The sequence below is a fragment of the Luteimonas abyssi genome, assembly GCF_001482195.1.
Classification (GTDB): Bacteria; Pseudomonadota; Gammaproteobacteria; order Xanthomonadales; family Xanthomonadaceae; genus Luteimonas; species Luteimonas abyssi.
Genome location: NZ_KQ759763.1, coordinates 2817043 through 2834087, shown reverse-complemented (window position 1 = coordinate 2834087; position 17045 = coordinate 2817043). Strand labels below are relative to the sequence as shown.

The following is a 17045-nucleotide window of genomic DNA, read 5'->3' as shown; positions in this document are numbered from 1 at the left end:
CCTCAGTCCATCGCGGCCAGACGGCGATACTGCGCGTCGAGCGCCGCAACGTGCGGGTCGAGTGCGTCCAGCGGGCCGTCGTTGTAGAGCACGTCATCGGCGATGTCCAACCGCGACTCGCGCGTGGCCTGGGCCGCCAGCATGCGTTCGGCCAACCCGGCATCGATCCCGTCGCGCCGCTGCAGGCGCGCCAACTGGACCGCGCGCGGCACATCGACGACGAGCACGCGATCGATCCAGGGGTAGTGGGTGCGACCGCCTTCGGCCAGCAGCGGGATCGCCGCGATCGCATACGGCCCCGGCGCCGCTTCGCACATCGCCTGCAGGCGTGCGCGGACGCGGGGATGCACGATGGCTTCCAGGCGCTGGCGAGCGGTGGGGTCGTCGAACACGAGCCGGCGCATGCGTGCCCGGTCCAGACCGCCGTCGTCCAGCAGCACGTCGCGGCCGAAGGCTGCCACCACATCCGCCAGTCCCCGGCTGCCGAGCGCCACCGCCTCGCGTGCGGCGACATCGGCGTCCGCGACGGTCGTGCCGAGGGAGACGAAGCGCGCCTCGACCTCGCTCTTGCCCGATGCGACTCCGCCCGTCAGCCCGATGACGTAGCGGCTCACGGCGACGGCTCCGCCGTGCCGGATGGGTCGGCGCCGGCCCGATCGTGCGAAGTGCCGGGCGAGGGCGATGCGGTGGTGCCGCCGGGCGCGTCCTCCTCGCGCAGCAGGCGGATGTTCTGCGCCGTGGGCGCCAGCTGGATGCCGGCGGTACGCAGCCTGCGCAGCAGCGCGAACAGCAGGGCGCTGCGGATGCCGCCCACCACGCGTGGCGAGCGGGCGAAGGCGACCGCGGTGATCCCGATACTGGCATTGGCGATGCCGTCGAGGGTGACCGAGGGCGCTGGTTCCGCCAGGACGTCCGGATGCTCGCCGAATACCTCGAGCAGCACGTCGCGGACCGCGTCCACATCGGTGTCCAGCGGCACCGAGAACTGCAACAGGATCCGCCCCAGCGGGTCGGCCAGCGTCATGTTGCGGAACGGCTTGGTGATCAGTTCCGAGTTGGGCACGATCACGGTGGAGCGATCGGCCACGCGGATCTCGGTCGCGCGCACGTTGATCTTCTGCACGTCGCCCTCGAAATCGCCGACACGGACCCAGTCGCCGATCTTGACCGGGCGCTCGGCCAGCAGGATCAGGCCGGAGATGAAGTTCTGGGTGATCGCCTGCAGGCCGAAGCCGATACCCACCGACAGCGCGCCCACCACCAGCCCGATCTGCTGGATGCCCACGCCCAGCGCGGCCAGCCCCAGTGCCAGGACCACGGTGATTCCGAAGTAGCGCGCGACGGTGGCCACCGAATTGCGTGCGGCCACGTCGAGATCGGTGGCCGGCAGATAGCGCTCCACCAGCCAGGTGTGCGCGGCCTGCACCAGCATCCAGCCGCCGCCGAGGATCAACAGCGCCTTGGCCACACCCGACGGCGTGATCACGACCTCGCCGATGCGCAGCCCACCGGCCGCGGCCGAGATGAGCTCGCGCCAGCCGGAGAAACTGGTGCCCAGGGGCCCCAGGATCAGCCCGATCGCCATCAGGGCCAGCGCGATCTTCATCACCGCGGCCACGATCAGGCCCGCCTGCTGCATCCGCTGGGGCGACATCCCGGTGGCGCTGGCCCCCGCCGTCGCGACCCGGCTGTCGCCGCCGAACAGCATGCCGCACAGGTCGTCCACCCCGACCCAGAACAGGTACAGGCCCGCCGCGACCACGCTCACCCAGACGATCTCGCGACCGATCAGCAGCGCGAACTGGAAGTAGCCCAGGGCCAGTGCGACGACCAGGACCACCACCGCCAGCCGGATCGCCGCCAGCAATACGCGCACGCCCGCCGCCAGCGGCAATGCGATGGCGTCCGCCGTGCCGTCGGCCTGGACGTGCTGGCGGCGCACACTGATCGCGAGCAGCGCGTAGCTCAAGGCCACGGCGCCGGTGATCGTCGCGGCCAATGCATCGTGCGGATTGATCGCCTGGACCACGGCTTCGACGACCCGGTCCATGAAGATCAGGCCGCCGGCCAGCCAGGGATAGGGGCGCAGGCGGTCGACGATCGCGTCGGGCAGGGGCGGCAGGCGCCAGCTGGCGTTGTTGGGCAGCAGCAGGCTGTTGCCCAGCGTGGCCGCGAGCGCGCCGAACACCGAGGCCGCGACCAGCGCGTTGGCGAGCTGGTCCATCGCATCCGCGGGCGGGTCGCCCCAGCGCAGGAAGTGACTCAGCAGCCAGGCCGCCAAGCCGATGCACAGGGTGCCGGACACCACCAGCCACATCGCCAGGACCGAACGCCGGAGGCGGCCGCCAGGGGTGTGGCGGATCGCGTACCCACGGCCGATCCGCCGCAGCCAGCGGCGCAGCGGCCAGGCGAGCACGAACGCGACGAGCACGACGGCGGCGGCGCCCGCCAGGCCCATGCGGCCGAGCGCATCGCGGAGGCTGCGCTCGGCCAGGCCGAGAAACGCTTGCACGCGCTGGCGGTCGGTGGGGAAGTCCTCCGCGACGGCACGCCACAGACGCGGCGCCAGCGGAGAGCCGAAGCGCTCCGACAGCTGTGCGCCGAGGCGGCGGTTCTGCTCGGCGGTGATCGCCTCGCGGGTATCGCGCACATCAATCGAGAGCAGGCGTCCGCGCTTGATCGTGGCGTCCATGCTGGCCGCGCGTGCGGACAGTTCCGCGCGCCGGTCGCGGATGTCCTCGCCTTCGCTGTCGGGATCATCCGGCGCGGCGCCAAGCTCGTCCAGGCGGCTCTGGGCGCCGGCGAGCTCGGCTTCAAGCGTGCGGACCGCGTCCTGGACTCGGACATCCAGTGCGACCGCCGCATCGCGCAGTTGCACGAAGTCGCCGGTGTCGCGTGCGTCGGGTAGACGTTCTTCCAGCGCTCGAAGATCGTCCGCGGCCTGGGCCAGGGTGGCGGTCGCGGTGTCGACGGGGGAGGCCGGCGGCGTGTCCGCCGCCGGGCCGGTCGCCGCCGCCGAGGCGGTCGGAGCGACCTGCGCCAGCGCCGGCAGCGTCGTGAACAGCGTCGCCACGACGAGAAGCGCTGCCATCCACCCGTGCCTGGGTGTCCGGGGCACGGCACGGCTGCGGACGGGCGTGGACGCGCTTGGCATCATGTCGGGCGGCTCGGGGCGGGTATCGCACCATTGTCCCCGGTGCGACCGTGATGTCCATGCTGCGGCGTCGCCGACGCCTGAGGCGGAGACGCGCGACTCCGCCGCTCAGCCGCCGATGCCCGCGTAGCGCAGGTAGGTGCCGATGATCTCGTCGCCCCACATGAAGACGATCCAGCCGGCGATCGCCAGGTACGGCCCGAACGGGATCGGCGTGGCGCGGTCGCGGCCCTGGGTGGCCAACCAGATCGAGCCGATGATCGCCCCGGCCACCGCCGACAGCAGCACGATGGGCAACACGCCCGCCAGCCCGCACCAGGCGCCCAGCGCGGCCAGCAGCTTGAAATCGCCGTGCCCCATGCCTTCCTTGCCGGTGAGCTGCTTGAACACCCACCACACCGACCACAGCGCCACGTAGCCGGCGATCGCCCCGAGCAGGGCGGGCTTGGCCGGCATGTAGAGGTTGTCCGCCGCGGCGATCAGCCCCAGCCACATCAAGGGCAGGGTGAGCTGGTCCGGCAACAGTTGCGTGCGCAGGTCGATGCCCGACAGCGCGATCAGGAAGCAGGTCAGCACGATCGCGCCGAAGCCCTGCCAGCCGAACCCGAAGTTCCACACACAGGCCAGCACCAACAGCATCGTCAGCGCCTCGACCAGCGGGTACTGGATCGAGATCGGCGTCTTGCATGCCCGGCATTTGCCGCGCAGGGCCAGCCAGCTGAACAACGGAATGTTCTCGTACCACGACAGCTGGTGGCCGCAGTGCGGACAGTGCGAGCGTTCCACCACAATCCCCGGTGGCGGGGGATCGTAGAGTTCGGGCTGCTCCAGCACCTCGCGCGCATCGCGCTTCCACTCCCACTCCAGCCGCCGGGGCATGCGCAGGATGACGACGTTGAGGAAACTGCCGAGCGCGAGCCCGAACAGCGCAGCCGCGGGGTACCCGAGCAGCGGGTTCTGGTCGAGGAATGCCATGGGGGGATTCTAGCGGAGGGGCGTCAGACGACCGACGCCAATTTGAAGATGGGCAGATACATGCCGATCACCATGCCACCGACCACCACGCCGATGAAGATCATGATCATGGGTTCGATCAAGCTCGATAGCGCATCCACAGCATTGTTGACTTCTTCCTCATAGAAGTCCGCCACTTTGAACAGCATGGTGTCGAGCGCGCCCGCTTCTTCGCCGATCGCGGTCATCTGGATCACCATGTGTGGAAACAGGTTGACCTGTTTCATCGCCATATTCATTGGGTAACCGACCGAGACGTCTTCCCGAACCCGCAGCGTTGCCTTCTCGTACACGGTGTTGCCTGTCGCACCGGCTACCGACTCCAGAGCCTCCACGAGAGGAACACCGGCTTTGAACGTCGTGCCAAGCGTGCGGCTGAAGCGTGCGATAGCCGCATTGTGAAGAATCTGGCCGATCACCGGAACCTTGAGCATCCATCGATCGACGGTGTGTTGCATCGCTGGAGAGCGTTTGTAGCTGAAAACAAAGCCTGTGGCTGTCGCGACGACGATTCCAAGTATCGCCCACCAATAGGACACCATGAAGCGGCTTGCGGCCACGATCAGCTGGGTGAACGCGGGTAGGTCTGCGCCGAAGTTGGAGAATACAGATTCGAACTGGGGAACCACGAAGATCAAAAGGATGGCGCTCACGATGATCGCGACCGCGATGACCGTCAGCGGGTAAAAAAGAGCCTTTTTGATCTTGCCTTTGAGCGACTCGATGTTCTCTTTGTAAGTCGCGATGCTGTCGAGCACGGTCTCCAGGACACCCGCAGCCTCGCCCACATGAACCAGGTTGCGGGTCAGCTCGTCGAATTGGACCGGGTACTTGCCCAATGCTTCAGCAAATGCATTGCCGTTCTCAATGTCGCTGCGGATGGCGTTGATCATCTGCGCCATCTTCGGGTTCTTGTGACCGCTCCCGATAATTTCCAAAGCCTGCACGATTGGAACGCCCGACTTGATCATCGTGGCGATCTGGCGGCTGAAGACGGCGATGTCCTTGGAGGTAATTTTCTTGCCGGCTCCGCCGAACAGGGGCTTGGGCTTGGTCTTGACCAGCGACGGGTTGATGCCCTGACGACGCAGCTCGGCACGCAGCAGCGTGGCGCTCTTGGCCTGCTGCTCGCCCTTCATCTTGGTCCCGCGCTTGTCAGTGCCCTCCCAGACGAACGTTTCGAGGGTCACGCCCTGACGGGCGGGCGCGGCAGACTTGCGGGCCGCCGTCTTGGCGGCGGAACGGCTCACGGACATCGTTCAATCCCCTTGGCCGGCCTCCCCGGGCCGGAATGCATTGCGGATGGTAGCGCGTCCGCCCCGAGCGCGGCATTCCCGGGTGTGATCGGCTGCCTGTTTTGGTCGGCGGCCCCATGTGATGGGGCGCCGCCGGCGGTCTTTTGGCCCGGATCACCCGGGATTTCGTTCCGGAGAACGACAGGGCGAACACCCTGTTCGCCCTAATCTTTGGTGACGCGGTTGATCTCGGCCAGGCTGGTGACTCCTTGCTGGACCTTCTTCAGGGCGGACTGCCGAAGGTCGCGGATGCCCGAGCGCTGCGCGGCCTCGGCGATCTGCAATGCATTGCCTCCCGCCAGCACGATCTCCTGGATTTCCTCCGTCATCGGCATCACTTGGTAGATGCCGGTACGGCCCTTGTAGCCGTTGGTGCATTCGTCGCAGCCCACGGCGTCGAACAGCTTCAGCCCGGCCTCGATTTCGGCGGCGCTGAAGCCTTCCGCCAGCAGCGCGGCCTCGGGCAGCTCCATCGGCTTCTTGCAGCGCTCGCACAACCTGCGTGCCAGGCGCTGGGCGATGACCAAGGTCACCGACGAGGTGATGTTGTAGGGGGCAATGCCCATGTTCATCAGACGCGAGATCGTCTGCGGCGCGTCGTTGGTGTGCAGGGTCGACAGCACCATGTGACCGGTCTGCGCCGCTTTCACGCCGATCTCGGCGGTTTCCAGGTCGCGGATCTCGCCGACCATGATGATGTCCGGATCCTGTCGCAGGAACGAGCGCAGTGCGGCGGCGAAGGTCATGCCGCGCCTGGTGTTCTGCTGGACTTGGTTGACGCCGGGTAGGCGGATTTCTACCGGGTCTTCCACGGTGGAGATGTTGCGCTCCTCGTTGTTGAGGATGCCCAGCGCTGTGTAAAGCGACACGGTCTTGCCCGAGCCGGTCGGGCCCGTGACCAGGACCATGCCGTAGGGTTTGTGGACGGCGTCCAGGAAGAGCTTCTGCTGGTCCGGCTCGTAGCCCAGCTTCTCGATGCCCAGCTTGGCCGCACTGCCGTCGAGGATACGCAACACTACCTTTTCGCCGAACAGCGTCGGCAGCGTGCTCACGCGGAAATCGACCTGCTTGGTCTTGGACAGGTTGAGTTTGATGCGGCCGTCCTGGGGTACGCGCTTCTCTGCGATATCCAACTGCGCCATGACCTTCAGGCGCGCGGTGATCCGGCTGTTGAGCTTGACCGGCATCTTGGCGACTTGCTTGAGGATGCCGTCGATGCGCAGGCGGACGCGGTAATCGGTTTCGTAGGGTTCGAAGTGGATATCGGACGCGCCCTTGCGGATTGCATCGACCAGAACTTTGTTGACGAACTTGACGATGGGGGTGTCGTCGCCCTTGCCGTCGGCGAGGCTATCGCTCTTTCCATCGTCATCCGTGCCGACATCAAGGTTCTCGAGGCCATCGGTGCCTTCAAGATCCTGACCGAACGAATCATTGGCATCGAGCCACAGCTCTAGGGTTCGCCGGAGAAGGTCGTCATCGACAAGAATCGGCTCGACAACCAGATTGGTGTGGAATTTGATTTCATCGAGAGCACGGGTATCAGTAGGCTCTGCAGTGCCCACGAAGAGCTTCCCGCCACGCTTGAACAGTGGCAAGACGCTGTGCTTGCGAAGAAGCTCCTCTTTGATGAGCTTCACTGCACTTTGGCTTGCATCCATTGCAGATGGATCGAAGATCGGCATCCCGAACTCGATGGAGTTTGCCGATGCGAGCTGTGCGCCACTTACTTTACGGTGTTCCCGCAGCCAGGCGCCAACCTGCTTTTTTTCGGTCGATGCCCTGTCCAGCGCCTCGCGTGCGCTTGCTTCATCCAATGCGCCGTCCTGTACCAGACGGCGGGCAATACCGGTAATGCCTACAAGGTTGGCGGTCGGAATGGCGTTCATGGATGTCGCTCCTGTTGCATCTTGGGTCCAGTATGAGGCTGGTTGGAATGGGGCGAAAAGTTCTGGGCGGCCTATCAGAGTGGCAAGGCCCCAGTGCCCCAAAAAAACAGACCCCGCCGAGGCGGGGTCTGATGATGCTTCACGAAAGAGAAATTTCGCTTTACATCAGTCTTCGCGGCAGCCCGACGGGATGTGCTGGACGTTAGCCAGGCCGGAGCAGGTCCAGCTGGCGATCTGGTCGCCGGCCTCGTTGAGGTTGGGCGTAATTTCCATGGTCTGCTCGTCAAGCGCGCCATTGTTGAAGGTCACTTCAATAGCGCCGTCCTCTCCAATAACAGCGCCGCCCGCCTCGAAGTAACGACCTTCCAGCGTTTCGATCGCTTCCCCGATCGAGCTGTCCGCAGCCGGGAAACCACCGGTCTCCGCCAAGGTGACACCGATGTCGGCGCGAACGCCAGCGGTGGCCGTCAGCGCTTCCGACGCCTGTGCACGGGCGACATAGTTCTGGTACGCCGGCAGCGCGATAGCGGCCAGGATGGCGATGATCGCGACGACGATCATCAGTTCGATCAGGGTGAAGCCCTGCTGCATCTTCTTCATGGTGTATCCCCTAGGAGTGATTGAATCCACGTGCCGGTGGTTGGTGGTTGGCCGTCCGTGGGCAGCCGTGCGACACCGCACGTGCAGAAGGGATTACGCAACACCCGTGCCAACCGTGTCGGGGAATCCCCTACGGGCAGGTTCTGCTCGACGCAATCACAGATCGAGCCGATCGCGTGAGAACGGCGTGACGCTATGCGTCACTTTCTGCGAGGCGGGTGACGCGTTGGAGCAGGTGGTGGATGCGTCAGGGTATGTAGCGACCGCTGACCCTGGGGAAGGCGCGGGCGTCCTCCGGAGATCGACCCGATTGACTTCATTCCCGATCATGCGCATGGTATGCGCATGATCCGCCCGCGATGGAGTCTTCCGATGGGTACACCCTTGCATGCCCGGGGGGCCAGGCGCCCCGTGAACCTGTCGCTCAGCGAGACCCTGGTGGCCGAGGCAAGGCAGTTGACCGACAACCTGTCCGCGCAGGTCGAGATCCTTCTGACCGAATACGTGGAGCGGGAGCGTCGAGCACGGGATGCGCATGCGGCCGGGTTGCGTCGCACCGCGGTGGCCTGGAACGCGTTCGCCGAACGGCACGGCAGCTTCACCGACGAATTCTCCCGACTGTAGTGGCGCAGTTCGACGTTCATCGCAATCCGGGACGCACCCGGCACGCGATTCCCTACGTAGTCGTGGTGCAGTCGGCGGTTTTCGACGACAGCAGGTCGCGGGTGGTGGTGCCCCTGGTACGGGCCGCCGACGTCCGGGTCGCCAGCGAACGTTTCAATCCGACGTTCGTCGTGATGGGGGATGCGGTGGTGCTGCATCCGCTGGAGACCACGGCCGTCGCGATCCAGTCGTTCGGCGAGCCGGTCGCTTCGCTGTCGGACCATGGCGACGACATCCTGGCCGCGATGGACGAACTGTTGACCCGCGCTTACGGATAACGGTCGCCAGCCTAGCGGTGCGAGGCCCGGGTGCCCGAGGGCCGTCCGGACAGTCGATGATCAATCGATCCCCAGCTTCTTCAGCTTGTACCGGAGCGCCCGGAAGGTGATGCCCAGCGCGGCCGCGGTCTTGGTCTTGTTGTAGCGGTTTTCCTGCAGCGCCTGCTGGATCGCGGCGCGCTCGATCTCCTCGATGTAGGAGGGCAGGGCGCTGGAGGCGGTGTCGTAGGGGCTCAGGGTGCGCGGATCCGCGCCGGCCGGCGAAGGCTTGGCGGCCGGCGTCGCCGCCTGCGGGCGACCGGCGTTGATCGCGGGGATGACGCCGGACACGGTGGGCGACGAGGTGCTGGGCACGCCGGCGCGCTGTAGGCGCGGCAGGTGCAGGTCATCGACCTGGATGGTGTCGCCTTCGGCCAGGGCCAGAGCGCGCTCGAGCACGTTCTCCAGTTCGCGGACGTTGCCGGGGAACGGGTAGTCCTCGAGCGCGGAAAGGGCGCCCGGGGCCAGGATCGGGGTGGGGCGCTTCATGGCCTGGGCCAGGCGCTGGAGGATCGCGGTGGACAGCAGCTTGAGGTCGCCGGCGCGCTCGCGCAGCGGCGGCACGTGCAGACCGATGACGTTGATCCGGTAATAGAGATCGTGCCGGAAGCTGCCGAGATCCACCTGCCGAGCCAGGTCCTTGTGGGTCGCGGAGAGCAGGCGCACGTCCACGGACACTTCACTGGACGCGCCGACGGGGCGCACGGTCTTTTCCTGGATCGCACGCAGCAGTTTGACCTGCATCGAGAGCGGCAGCTCGGCCACCTCGTCGAGGAACAGGGTGCCGCCGTCGGCGGCCTGGAACAGGCCGGGCTTGTCGGCGTGGGCGCCGGTGAAGCTGCCTTTCTTGTGGCCGAAGAACTCGCTCTCCATGAGTTCGGCCGGGATCGCGCCGCAGTTGACCGGAATGAACGGGCCGGCGGCGCGCGGGCTCTGGGCGTGGATGGTGCGTGCGACCAGCTCCTTGCCGGTGCCGGATTCCCCGCTGATGTGCACCGGGGCCTGGCTGCGCGCGACCTTGCCGATCGTCCGGCGCAGTTCGACCATCGCCTCGGATTCGCCGAACAGCCGGCTCGACGGGTCGTCGTGACCGGCCGCGGCCGCGGCGGTGCCGAGGTCCAGCGCCTGGCGCACCAGCCCGCGCAGCATGTGGATGTCCACCGGTTTGCTGACGAAATCGAAAGCGCCGGCCTTCAACGCCTCCACCGCGGCCTCGACATTGCCGTAAGCGGTGATGACCGCCACCGGTGTGCGCGAGAAGCGCGTGGCGATCTCCGACACCAGCTCCAGGCCGGAACCGTCGGGCAGGCGCATGTCGGTCAGGCACAGGTCGTAGCTGGCCGTGGACAGCAGCTCGCGTGCGGCCGCGAGGGTGGGGGCGGTGTCGGTGCGCAGGCCCATCCGGCCGAGGGTGAGGACGAGCAGTTCACGGATGTCGTGCTCGTCGTCCACGATCAGGACACTGCGTGGTTCGCTGGACATGGGCGGCGGTGATCCTCGTAGGGCGTCGGGCGTCCCGTGCACCCGGGGTGGTCGCAAAGCACGCGCGTCCCCTGCCCGTGTCCCGTGGTCGGGGTCCGGCTACGCGCCTGGTGCAGCCCCCATGACCGCGACGACACGAAAGGCCGTGATGGAGTCTCCGGCCGGTGCGCTCGCTTCGCTGGCAGACGGGCATGGATTGCCCGCCGGTGTCATCTAATGACGAATTATGCAGGAAGCAGCGGATTGCGTCCCGCCATCCCCAGGCGGAAGCAGGCGCCGCCACCCGGGACGGGCACGTAATCCAGGGCGGCGCTGTTGGCGCGGGCCAGTTCCTGGGCGATGTACAGGCCCAGGCCGGTGCCGTGCTCGGAGGTGGTGAAGAACGGGCGCCCGATCTGGGCCGCGGTGGCGTCCGGGATGCCGGGGCCGCGGTCGGAGACCTCGATCGCCGGGCGGCCGTCGCGCAGTTCGACGGCGATCGCGACCCGTGCCGCCTCACCGGGCAGGCGGCCGTGGTGGATCGCGTTGTGCGCGAGCACGGTGAGGATCTGGTGCAGGTGGCGCGGGTCGAACAGGGCTTCCATCGGCGGCGCGTCGCCGGTCTGGCGCAGGCTGCCGTTCTCGGGGGCCAGGGTCAGCTGGAAGTCCTCGATGAAGTGACGCACGAAGGCCTGCAGCGCGATCCGCTCCGGCCGCGCGCGCTCGCGGCGCGCCAGGCCGAGGACGCTCTCGACGATGCCGTTGGTGCGCTGGCACTGCTGATGGATGATCTGCAGCAGGCGCCGATCCCCGTCGCTGAGCTCGGCTTCTTCCAGCAGTTGGGTCGCGTAGTTGATCGCGGCCAGCGGGTTGCGGATCTCGTGGGCCAGGCTGGCCGAGAAGCGGCCCATGGTCGACAGGGTGAGCGATTCCGCGCGCCGGGCGACCACCGAGGCGTCGTCCAGGAACACCAGCACCGAGTCCCGGCCCGGCAGCAGGCGGGTGAAGCGCGGCTGGGTCTCGATCCGGTCGGGGCCGCAGTGCAGGGGGGTGTCGTCGTTGCGGTCGTCGAGCCGCCAGGTCGCCAACCGGGTGGCGAGTTCCGGGGCGAGTGCCGGCAACAGCGCGCCTTCGATCGAGGTTGGCCCTTCACCCAGCACGGCGCCCGCCGCCTCGTTGGCCAGCTGCACGCGGTCGTCGGCGTCCACGATCAATACGCCGGTGCGCATCCGGCGCAGGATCAGCTCGTTGAGTCCGGCCAGGCCGGCGGCCTCCTCGCTGCGACGTTCGGCCAGGGCGTGGCTTTCGCGCATGCGCTCGCCGAGCAGGTTGGTCAGCACCGCCACGGCGAGAAAGCTGACGCCGAACATGACGATTTCGGCCAGCGGGCGCGTGCCGTCGCCCTCGAACAGCGACCAGGCGTACTCGCCGACCGTGGCGGCCGCGGCGACGCCGGCCACCAAGAGCGCGACCCGCAGGCGCAAGAACAGCGCCGCACCGCCGATGTTGGTGAGCAGCAGCAACGCCACGCCAGGGCCCGCGGCCGGCATCGCGTGGGTGACGAGCATGGCGATGACGATGTCGGCGGTCACGCCGATCAGCGCGAGTTCGCCCAGGTCGGCTTCGGGGCGCCGTGCCCACCACAGCAGCACCAGGCCGGCCGGCAGCGCGGCGAGCGCCACGGCGCGTGCGAGGTGTTCGTTGTGGAGCTCGCCGATCAGCGGGCCGAACGGGCTGAATGCCAACAACGCGACCAGGCTGGCTTCCAGCAGACGGTACAGGGCGAGCAGATGCAGTTCGCGCCGCAGCACGCGATCGGTGTAGACGACGCTGGCCGGCAACTGGAACAGGATGAAGCTCTCCCCAACGGACGGGGCGAGTATAGGGGGCAGGTCGCCCCCGATCCCTCGCGCGGCCCGGCAGCGTGCGGGTGGTGCCTGACTTTGTGACCGGAGAGCCCTCCTCGCGGTGGGTGGAGGCGCCGGCGGGCGACGCGGTGTTGCTCCATGCCCGGGCCACGTCCGACGGAAGGCAGGCCAGACGCCAGGCCCCAGCAGGCGCCAGGCGGGCTCAGCGCTCGCGTCACGGCGCCACCGCGCACGCGACGGGGACGGAATCGGCCATCAGCCCAATTGATGGCCGCCATCGCGCCGGGCGCGGGTGGGTCAGGATTTTGCCCCGCACTGCAGCATGGGCGACAATGGCGGTCTGCCCGCGCCCTCGTCGCCCCGGTCCCCCGGATAGCGAATCCCCGTGCGCGGCCCGTCACCCCACGTAGGATTCCGAATGAATTTCCACGAGTACCAGGCTAAGCAGCTGTTCGCCGATTACGGCATTCCCGTGCCGGCCGGGCGCGTCGCGTCCACCGCCGACGAAGCGGTCGAGGCGGCCAAGGCCCTCGGCGCCGGCCCCTGGATGGTCAAGGCCCAGATCCACGCGGGCGGCCGCGGCAAGGCCGGCGGCGTGAAGTTCTGCAAGACCACCGACGACGTCAAGGCCGCTGCGGCCGGCATGCTCGGCACCCACATGGCCACCTACCAGTCCGCGGGCGTCGCCCTGCCGGTGAATCTGGTGCTGGTGACCGAAGCCGGCGAGATCGCCAAGGAACTGTATCTGTCGGTGCTGGTCGACCGCGGCACCCAGTCGATCACCTACATCGTCTCGTCCGAGGGCGGCGTGGACATCGAGCAGGTCGCCGCCGAGACGCCGGAGAAGATCGAGACCCTCAACGTCGGCTTCGTCGAAGGCTTCCAGGGCTACCAGGGCCGCGACATCGGCTTCAAGATCGGCCTGAACGCGAAGCAGGCCAACCAGCTCGCCAAGATCATGGGCGGCCTGTTCAAGCTGTTCAACGAGAAGGACCTGGCGCTGGTCGAACTGAACCCGCTGGCGATCCTCGACTCCGGCGATCTCTACGCGCTGGACGGCAAGGTCAACTCCGACGACAACGCCACCTTCCGCCACAAGGACCTCGCCGCGATGCGCGACGTCTCGCAGGAAGACGAGGCCGAGGTGCGCGCCAGCGAGTACGACCTCAACTACGTGACCATGGACGGCAACATCGGCTGCATGGTCAACGGCGCCGGCCTGGCCATGGCGACGATGGACGTGATCTCGCTCAACGGCGGCTCGCCGGCCAACTTCCTCGACGTGGGCGGTGGCGCGACCAAGGAGCGCGTGACCGAGGCGTTCAAGCTCATCCTGTCCTCGGACAAGGTCAAGGCGATCTTCGTCAACATCTTCGGTGGCATCGTGCGCTGCGACATGATCGCCGAGGGCATCATCGCCGCGGTCAAGGAAGTCGACGTCAAGGTTCCGGTGATCGTGCGCCTGGAAGGCACCAACGTCGAAGCGGGCAAGAAGCTGCTGGCCGAATCCGGCCTCGCCATCACCCCGGCCGACGACATCAACGACGGCGCCAAGAAAGCCGTCGCCGCCGCCGCCTGATTCCGCACCGGTTCCGGAGATCGCGCAGCGTCGGATCGCCGCACCCCGGAGCCCCCTTGAGTCAAGGGGGCGGCATCGCCGAAGGCGATGCGGGGTTGTGGAGGCATGACGCAAGCGGATTCCGCATGGCGGAATCCGCGCCGGCCCGGAGCCGGGCAACTCACAGAGACTCGAGGACTTAACGAATGTCCGTTTTGATCGACAAGAACACCAAGGTGATCGTGCAGGGCTTCACCGGCCAGCAGGGCGCCTTCCACGCCACCCAGATGGTGGAATACGGCACCCAGGTCGTCGGCGGCGTGACCCCCGGCAAGGGCGGCACCACCCACATCGAGCTGCCGGTGTTCAATACCGTGCGCGAGGCGGTGGAATCCACCGGCGCGAACGCCTCGGTGATCTACGTGCCGCCGCCGTTCGCGGCCGATGCGATCCTGGAAGCGGCCGCGGCCGGCATCAAGGTCATCGTCTGCATCACCGAGGGCATCCCGGTGCTCGACATGCTGCGCGTCAAGAACGTGCTCAAGTCGCATCCGGACGTCACCTTGGTCGGCCCGAACTGCCCCGGCATCATCACCCCGGGCGAGTGCAAGATCGGCATCATGCCGGGCCACATCCACCAGCCGGGCAAGATCGGCATCGTTTCGCGTTCGGGCACGCTGACCTACGAAGCGGTCAAGCAGACCACCGCCGCGGGCCTGGGCCAGTCGACCGTCATCGGCATCGGTGGCGATCCGATCAACGGCCTGAACTTCGTCGACTGCCTGAAGCTGTTCAACGAAGACCCGCAGACCGAGGGCATCATCATGGTCGGCGAGATCGGCGGCGACGCCGAGGAGGCCGGTGCCGAGTACATCAAGCAGCACGTCAAGAAGCCGGTCGTCGGCTTCATCGCCGGCGCGTCGGCCCCTCCGGGCAAGCGCATGGGCCACGCCGGCGCGATCGCCTCGGGCGGCTCGGGCACGGCCGAAGGCAAGTTCAAGGCGATGGAGGCTGCGGGCGTGAAGACCGTGCGTTCGCCGGGTGACCTCGGTGAGGCGATCGCGGCGCTGGTGAAGTAAGGCCGGCACGCGCACGGATGCTTAGGCATCCGCCAGAAGGCCGCCTCCGGGCGGCCTTTTGCGTTTTCAGGTGGCGGCAGAGCGGCCCTCATCCGCCCCTGCGGGGCACCTTCTCCCGCGAGCGGGAGAAGGGCGGGGCGAGGCGGGCTGTGGAACCCCTCTCCCGTGTGCGGGAGAGGGGCAGGGGTGAGGGCGGTGGCGTGACGGCAGGGCGGCCCTCATTCGCAAGGGCGGGGCGCGGCGGGCTGTGGAATCCCTCTCCCGTGTGCGGGAGAGGGGCGGCGGCCACGGGTTGTTGCGGGTCGTCCGACAGACGGATGGGCAGTTGGCCGATGTGCCCGTGCCGGGGAATGCGCGAGGCTGGCCTGACCTATCGATGGAGCGCAAGGATGCGCCACGCCGCCAAGACTGCATTCGCCCGGCACCTGCGCCGGGATATGACCGATGCCGAGCGCCTGCTCTGGTTCCACCTCCGCAACCGTCGGCTCGGTGATCTCAAGTTCCGGCGGCAATGCCCCATCGGTCCGTTCGTGGCCGATTTCCTGTGCGCCGATGCCGGGTTGATCGTCGAAGTCGATGGTTCCCAGCACGGCGAAGACGCGGACGCTTCGCGCACCCACTTCCTGGAGCGGCGTGGCTACCGCGTGCTGCGGGTCTGGAACCATGACGTGCTGGTCCGTACGGCGTCGGTGCTGGAATCGATCCTCGCGGCGTTGGACGAGCGGCCGCCCGAGATGCGCTGACGACGAAGCAGGACGCGCGGCCCGGAGGGCCTGCTTCGGGTGGGTCGCGGGATTCGCAAGTCCGCCCGGCAGTGGTGTGACAATTCCCGTCCTCGTGCGAATCACCGGGCATGGACACACATGCTTGCAGCCCGGATGACCACCCGGACACCTCGATGACGGATGCGGGCTCCCAGGATTTCGATGCGCTGCTCCAGCGCCATCGCGGCATCGTCCACAAGGTGGCCGGGAGCTACGCATCCAGCCGCGAGGATCGCGCGGACCTCGCGCAGGAGATCGCCGCCCGGCTGTGGCAGGCCTGGCCGTCCTACGATCCGGCGCGCCCGTTCGCGACCTGGATGTATCGCATCGCCCTCAATACCGGGATTTCGTTCCTGCGCGGCCATGCACGCAGACAGGCGCGCGTGGTGCCTCTGGACAGCTGCATCGACAGCCTCGTCGACGACACCGCGCTCGATCCCGAGACCCACGAGCGGATCCAGATACTCGAGCGCTTCATGCAGGCCCAGGGGCCGCTCGACCGGGCGCTGCTGGTGCTCTATCTGGAAGCGCACAGCGGCCGGGACATCGCCGACATCCTCGGCATCGGCGAGAGCAACGTCACCACCCGGATCAATCGGCTCAAACAACGCCTGCGCGCCTTCGTCGCGCGTTGACCGCATCACCTGAGGAGTCACCATGGAACTCGATGAACTGAGGCACGCCTGGCATGCGCTCGGCGAGCGGCTGGAGCGACAGGACGTCCTGCAGCGCCGCTTGCTGCGGGACCACGCGACGGAGCGGGCGCGCCGCGGGTTGCGGCCGTTGATCTGGGCGCAGACGCTGCAGGTCGTGCTCGGGATCGGACTGATCCTGCTCGGCGTCGCCTGCTGGACCCGCTCCGCCGAGGTGCCGGCATTGCTGGCGACCGGCGTCCTCGTGCACGTGTTCGGTGCGCTCACCGCGGGATTCGCGGGCGTGACGCTGGGGCTGGCCGGGACGATCGACTATGCCGCGCCCGTGTTGCGGATCCAGAAGCAGTTGTCGCGCTTGCGTTGGGTCTACCTCCTCAACGTGCTGCTCTGCGGGTTGCCCTGGTGGATCATGTGGTTGCCGGTGACCATCGCGTTCACGGTCCCGGGTCCGGTCGCGACAGGCGATGGCGCGCCGCGGTGGATCCTGGCGAGTCTCGTCGTCAGTCTGGTCGGTTGGGTCGCCACCGCTGCCGGGGTGTTCTTGCGCTACCGGCGGGTGAGGGCGGGGAGCGGCAGGGGCCCGCTCGACGAGGCCAATGCGATCCGGCAGGCCCGCCGATTGATGGAGGAGGTGGCCGAGTTCGAGCGCGGTTGAGCCGCGCTTCCCGGCGCCGGCATTTCCGGGGCGCGATGCGTTTCGTCGGTGAACGCTTTCGGGTCCCGTCGTCCA

Annotated in this window: 15 protein-coding genes; 7 read left to right on the top strand and 8 right to left on the bottom strand. The window is 67.5% G+C overall.

Annotated elements, in window-relative coordinates; genetic code table 11:
• Positions 1 to 2 precede the first annotated feature (2 nt).
• From coaE to RG19_RS18385, 6 genes are all read right to left on the bottom strand, one after another.
• Positions 3 to 614, bottom strand: a complete 612-nt coding sequence (coaE, locus tag RG19_RS12285; protein WP_058835517.1) for a dephospho-CoA kinase — start codon at positions 612 to 614, stop codon at positions 3 to 5.
• Complete coding sequence (locus tag RG19_RS12280) at positions 611 to 3091, bottom strand: DUF3772 domain-containing protein (protein ID WP_058835516.1); 2481 nt, start codon at positions 3089 to 3091, stop codon at positions 611 to 613. The genes coaE and RG19_RS12280 overlap by 4 nt, the downstream gene beginning before the upstream one ends.
• A 171-nt stretch (positions 3092 to 3262) precedes the next feature.
• Positions 3263 to 4129, bottom strand: coding sequence for a prepilin peptidase (locus tag RG19_RS12275; protein WP_058835515.1), 867 nt, complete (start codon positions 4127 to 4129; stop codon positions 3263 to 3265).
• A 23-nt stretch (positions 4130 to 4152) separates the two neighbouring features.
• On the bottom strand, positions 4153 to 5424 hold the full coding sequence (locus RG19_RS12270; protein WP_058835514.1) for a type II secretion system F family protein: 1272 nt from the start codon (positions 5422 to 5424) through the stop codon (positions 4153 to 4155).
• 203 nt (positions 5425 to 5627) lie between these two features.
• A complete protein-coding gene (pilB, locus tag RG19_RS12265; protein WP_058835513.1) occupies positions 5628 to 7352 on the bottom strand; it encodes a type IV-A pilus assembly ATPase PilB in 1725 nt (574 codons plus the stop codon).
• 165 nt (positions 7353 to 7517) lie between these two features.
• Positions 7518 to 7952 (bottom strand): pilin, encoded by a 435-nt coding sequence (locus RG19_RS18385; protein ID WP_058835512.1) that lies wholly within the window; start codon positions 7950 to 7952, stop codon positions 7518 to 7520.
• A gap of 411 nt (positions 7953 to 8363) precedes the next feature.
• Here RG19_RS18385 and RG19_RS12255 point away from each other — a divergent pair, with 411 nt between their 5' ends.
• Positions 8364 to 8576: a type II toxin-antitoxin system CcdA family antitoxin gene (locus RG19_RS12255; RefSeq protein WP_238376632.1), complete on the top strand. Its 213-nt coding sequence runs from the start codon at positions 8364 to 8366 to the stop codon at positions 8574 to 8576.
• Positions 8576 to 8893, top strand: coding sequence for a CcdB family protein (locus tag RG19_RS12250; RefSeq protein WP_058835510.1), 318 nt, complete (start codon positions 8576 to 8578; stop codon positions 8891 to 8893). Before RG19_RS12255 ends, RG19_RS12250 begins: the two co-directional genes overlap by 1 nt.
• Before the next feature lie 60 nt (positions 8894 to 8953).
• On the opposite strand, the gene RG19_RS12245 is transcribed toward RG19_RS12250, so the two are convergent.
• Positions 8954 to 10414, bottom strand: a complete 1461-nt coding sequence (locus tag RG19_RS12245; protein ID WP_058835509.1) for a sigma-54-dependent transcriptional regulator — start codon at positions 10412 to 10414, stop codon at positions 8954 to 8956.
• A 224-nt stretch (positions 10415 to 10638) separates the two neighbouring features.
• Positions 10639 to 12234 (bottom strand): sensor histidine kinase, encoded by a 1596-nt coding sequence (locus RG19_RS12240; RefSeq protein WP_058835508.1) that lies wholly within the window; start codon positions 12232 to 12234, stop codon positions 10639 to 10641.
• 445 nt (positions 12235 to 12679) lie between these two features.
• Here RG19_RS12240 and sucC point away from each other — a divergent pair, with 445 nt between their 5' ends.
• From sucC to RG19_RS12215, 5 genes are all read left to right on the top strand, one after another.
• Positions 12680 to 13840 (top strand): ADP-forming succinate--CoA ligase subunit beta, encoded by a 1161-nt coding sequence (gene sucC, locus RG19_RS12235; RefSeq protein WP_058835507.1) that lies wholly within the window; start codon positions 12680 to 12682, stop codon positions 13838 to 13840.
• A gap of 185 nt (positions 13841 to 14025) precedes the next feature.
• A complete protein-coding gene (gene sucD, locus RG19_RS12230; RefSeq protein WP_058835506.1) occupies positions 14026 to 14898 on the top strand; it encodes a succinate--CoA ligase subunit alpha in 873 nt (290 codons plus the stop codon).
• A gap of 389 nt (positions 14899 to 15287) precedes the next feature.
• A complete protein-coding gene (locus RG19_RS12225) occupies positions 15288 to 15641 on the top strand; it encodes an endonuclease domain-containing protein (protein WP_058835505.1) in 354 nt (117 codons plus the stop codon).
• Between the two features lie 155 nt (positions 15642 to 15796).
• Complete coding sequence (locus RG19_RS12220; RefSeq protein WP_058835504.1) at positions 15797 to 16297, top strand: RNA polymerase sigma factor; 501 nt, start codon at positions 15797 to 15799, stop codon at positions 16295 to 16297.
• Between the two features lie 22 nt (positions 16298 to 16319).
• The gene (locus RG19_RS12215) at positions 16320 to 16970 is read left to right on the top strand and encodes a hypothetical protein (protein WP_058835503.1); all 651 of its coding nucleotides are present in this window, start codon (positions 16320 to 16322) and stop codon (positions 16968 to 16970) included.
• Positions 16971 to 17045: the final 75 nt, after the last annotated feature.

Coding starts and splice junctions, on each gene's coding strand:
- RG19_RS12280 (WP_058835516.1), bottom strand. CDS start 3,091: ATGGCAGCGCTTCTCGTCGTGGCGACGCTGTTCACGACGCTGCCGGCG.
- RG19_RS12275 (WP_058835515.1), bottom strand. CDS start 4,129: ATGGCATTCCTCGACCAGAACCCGCTGCTCGGGTACCCCGCGGCTGCG.
- RG19_RS12270 (WP_058835514.1), bottom strand. CDS start 5,424: ATGTCCGTGAGCCGTTCCGCCGCCAAGACGGCGGCCCGCAAGTCTGCC.
- pilB (WP_058835513.1), bottom strand. CDS start 7,352: ATGAACGCCATTCCGACCGCCAACCTTGTAGGCATTACCGGTATTGCC.
- RG19_RS18385 (WP_058835512.1), bottom strand. CDS start 7,952: ATGAAGAAGATGCAGCAGGGCTTCACCCTGATCGAACTGATGATCGTC.
- RG19_RS12245 (WP_058835509.1), bottom strand. CDS start 10,414: ATGTCCAGCGAACCACGCAGTGTCCTGATCGTGGACGACGAGCACGAC.
- sucC (WP_058835507.1), top strand. CDS start 12,680: ATGAATTTCCACGAGTACCAGGCTAAGCAGCTGTTCGCCGATTACGGC.
- sucD (WP_058835506.1), top strand. CDS start 14,026: ATGTCCGTTTTGATCGACAAGAACACCAAGGTGATCGTGCAGGGCTTC.
- RG19_RS12225 (WP_058835505.1), top strand. CDS start 15,288: ATGCGCCACGCCGCCAAGACTGCATTCGCCCGGCACCTGCGCCGGGAT.
- RG19_RS12220 (WP_058835504.1), top strand. CDS start 15,797: ATGACGGATGCGGGCTCCCAGGATTTCGATGCGCTGCTCCAGCGCCAT.
- RG19_RS12215 (WP_058835503.1), top strand. CDS start 16,320: ATGGAACTCGATGAACTGAGGCACGCCTGGCATGCGCTCGGCGAGCGG.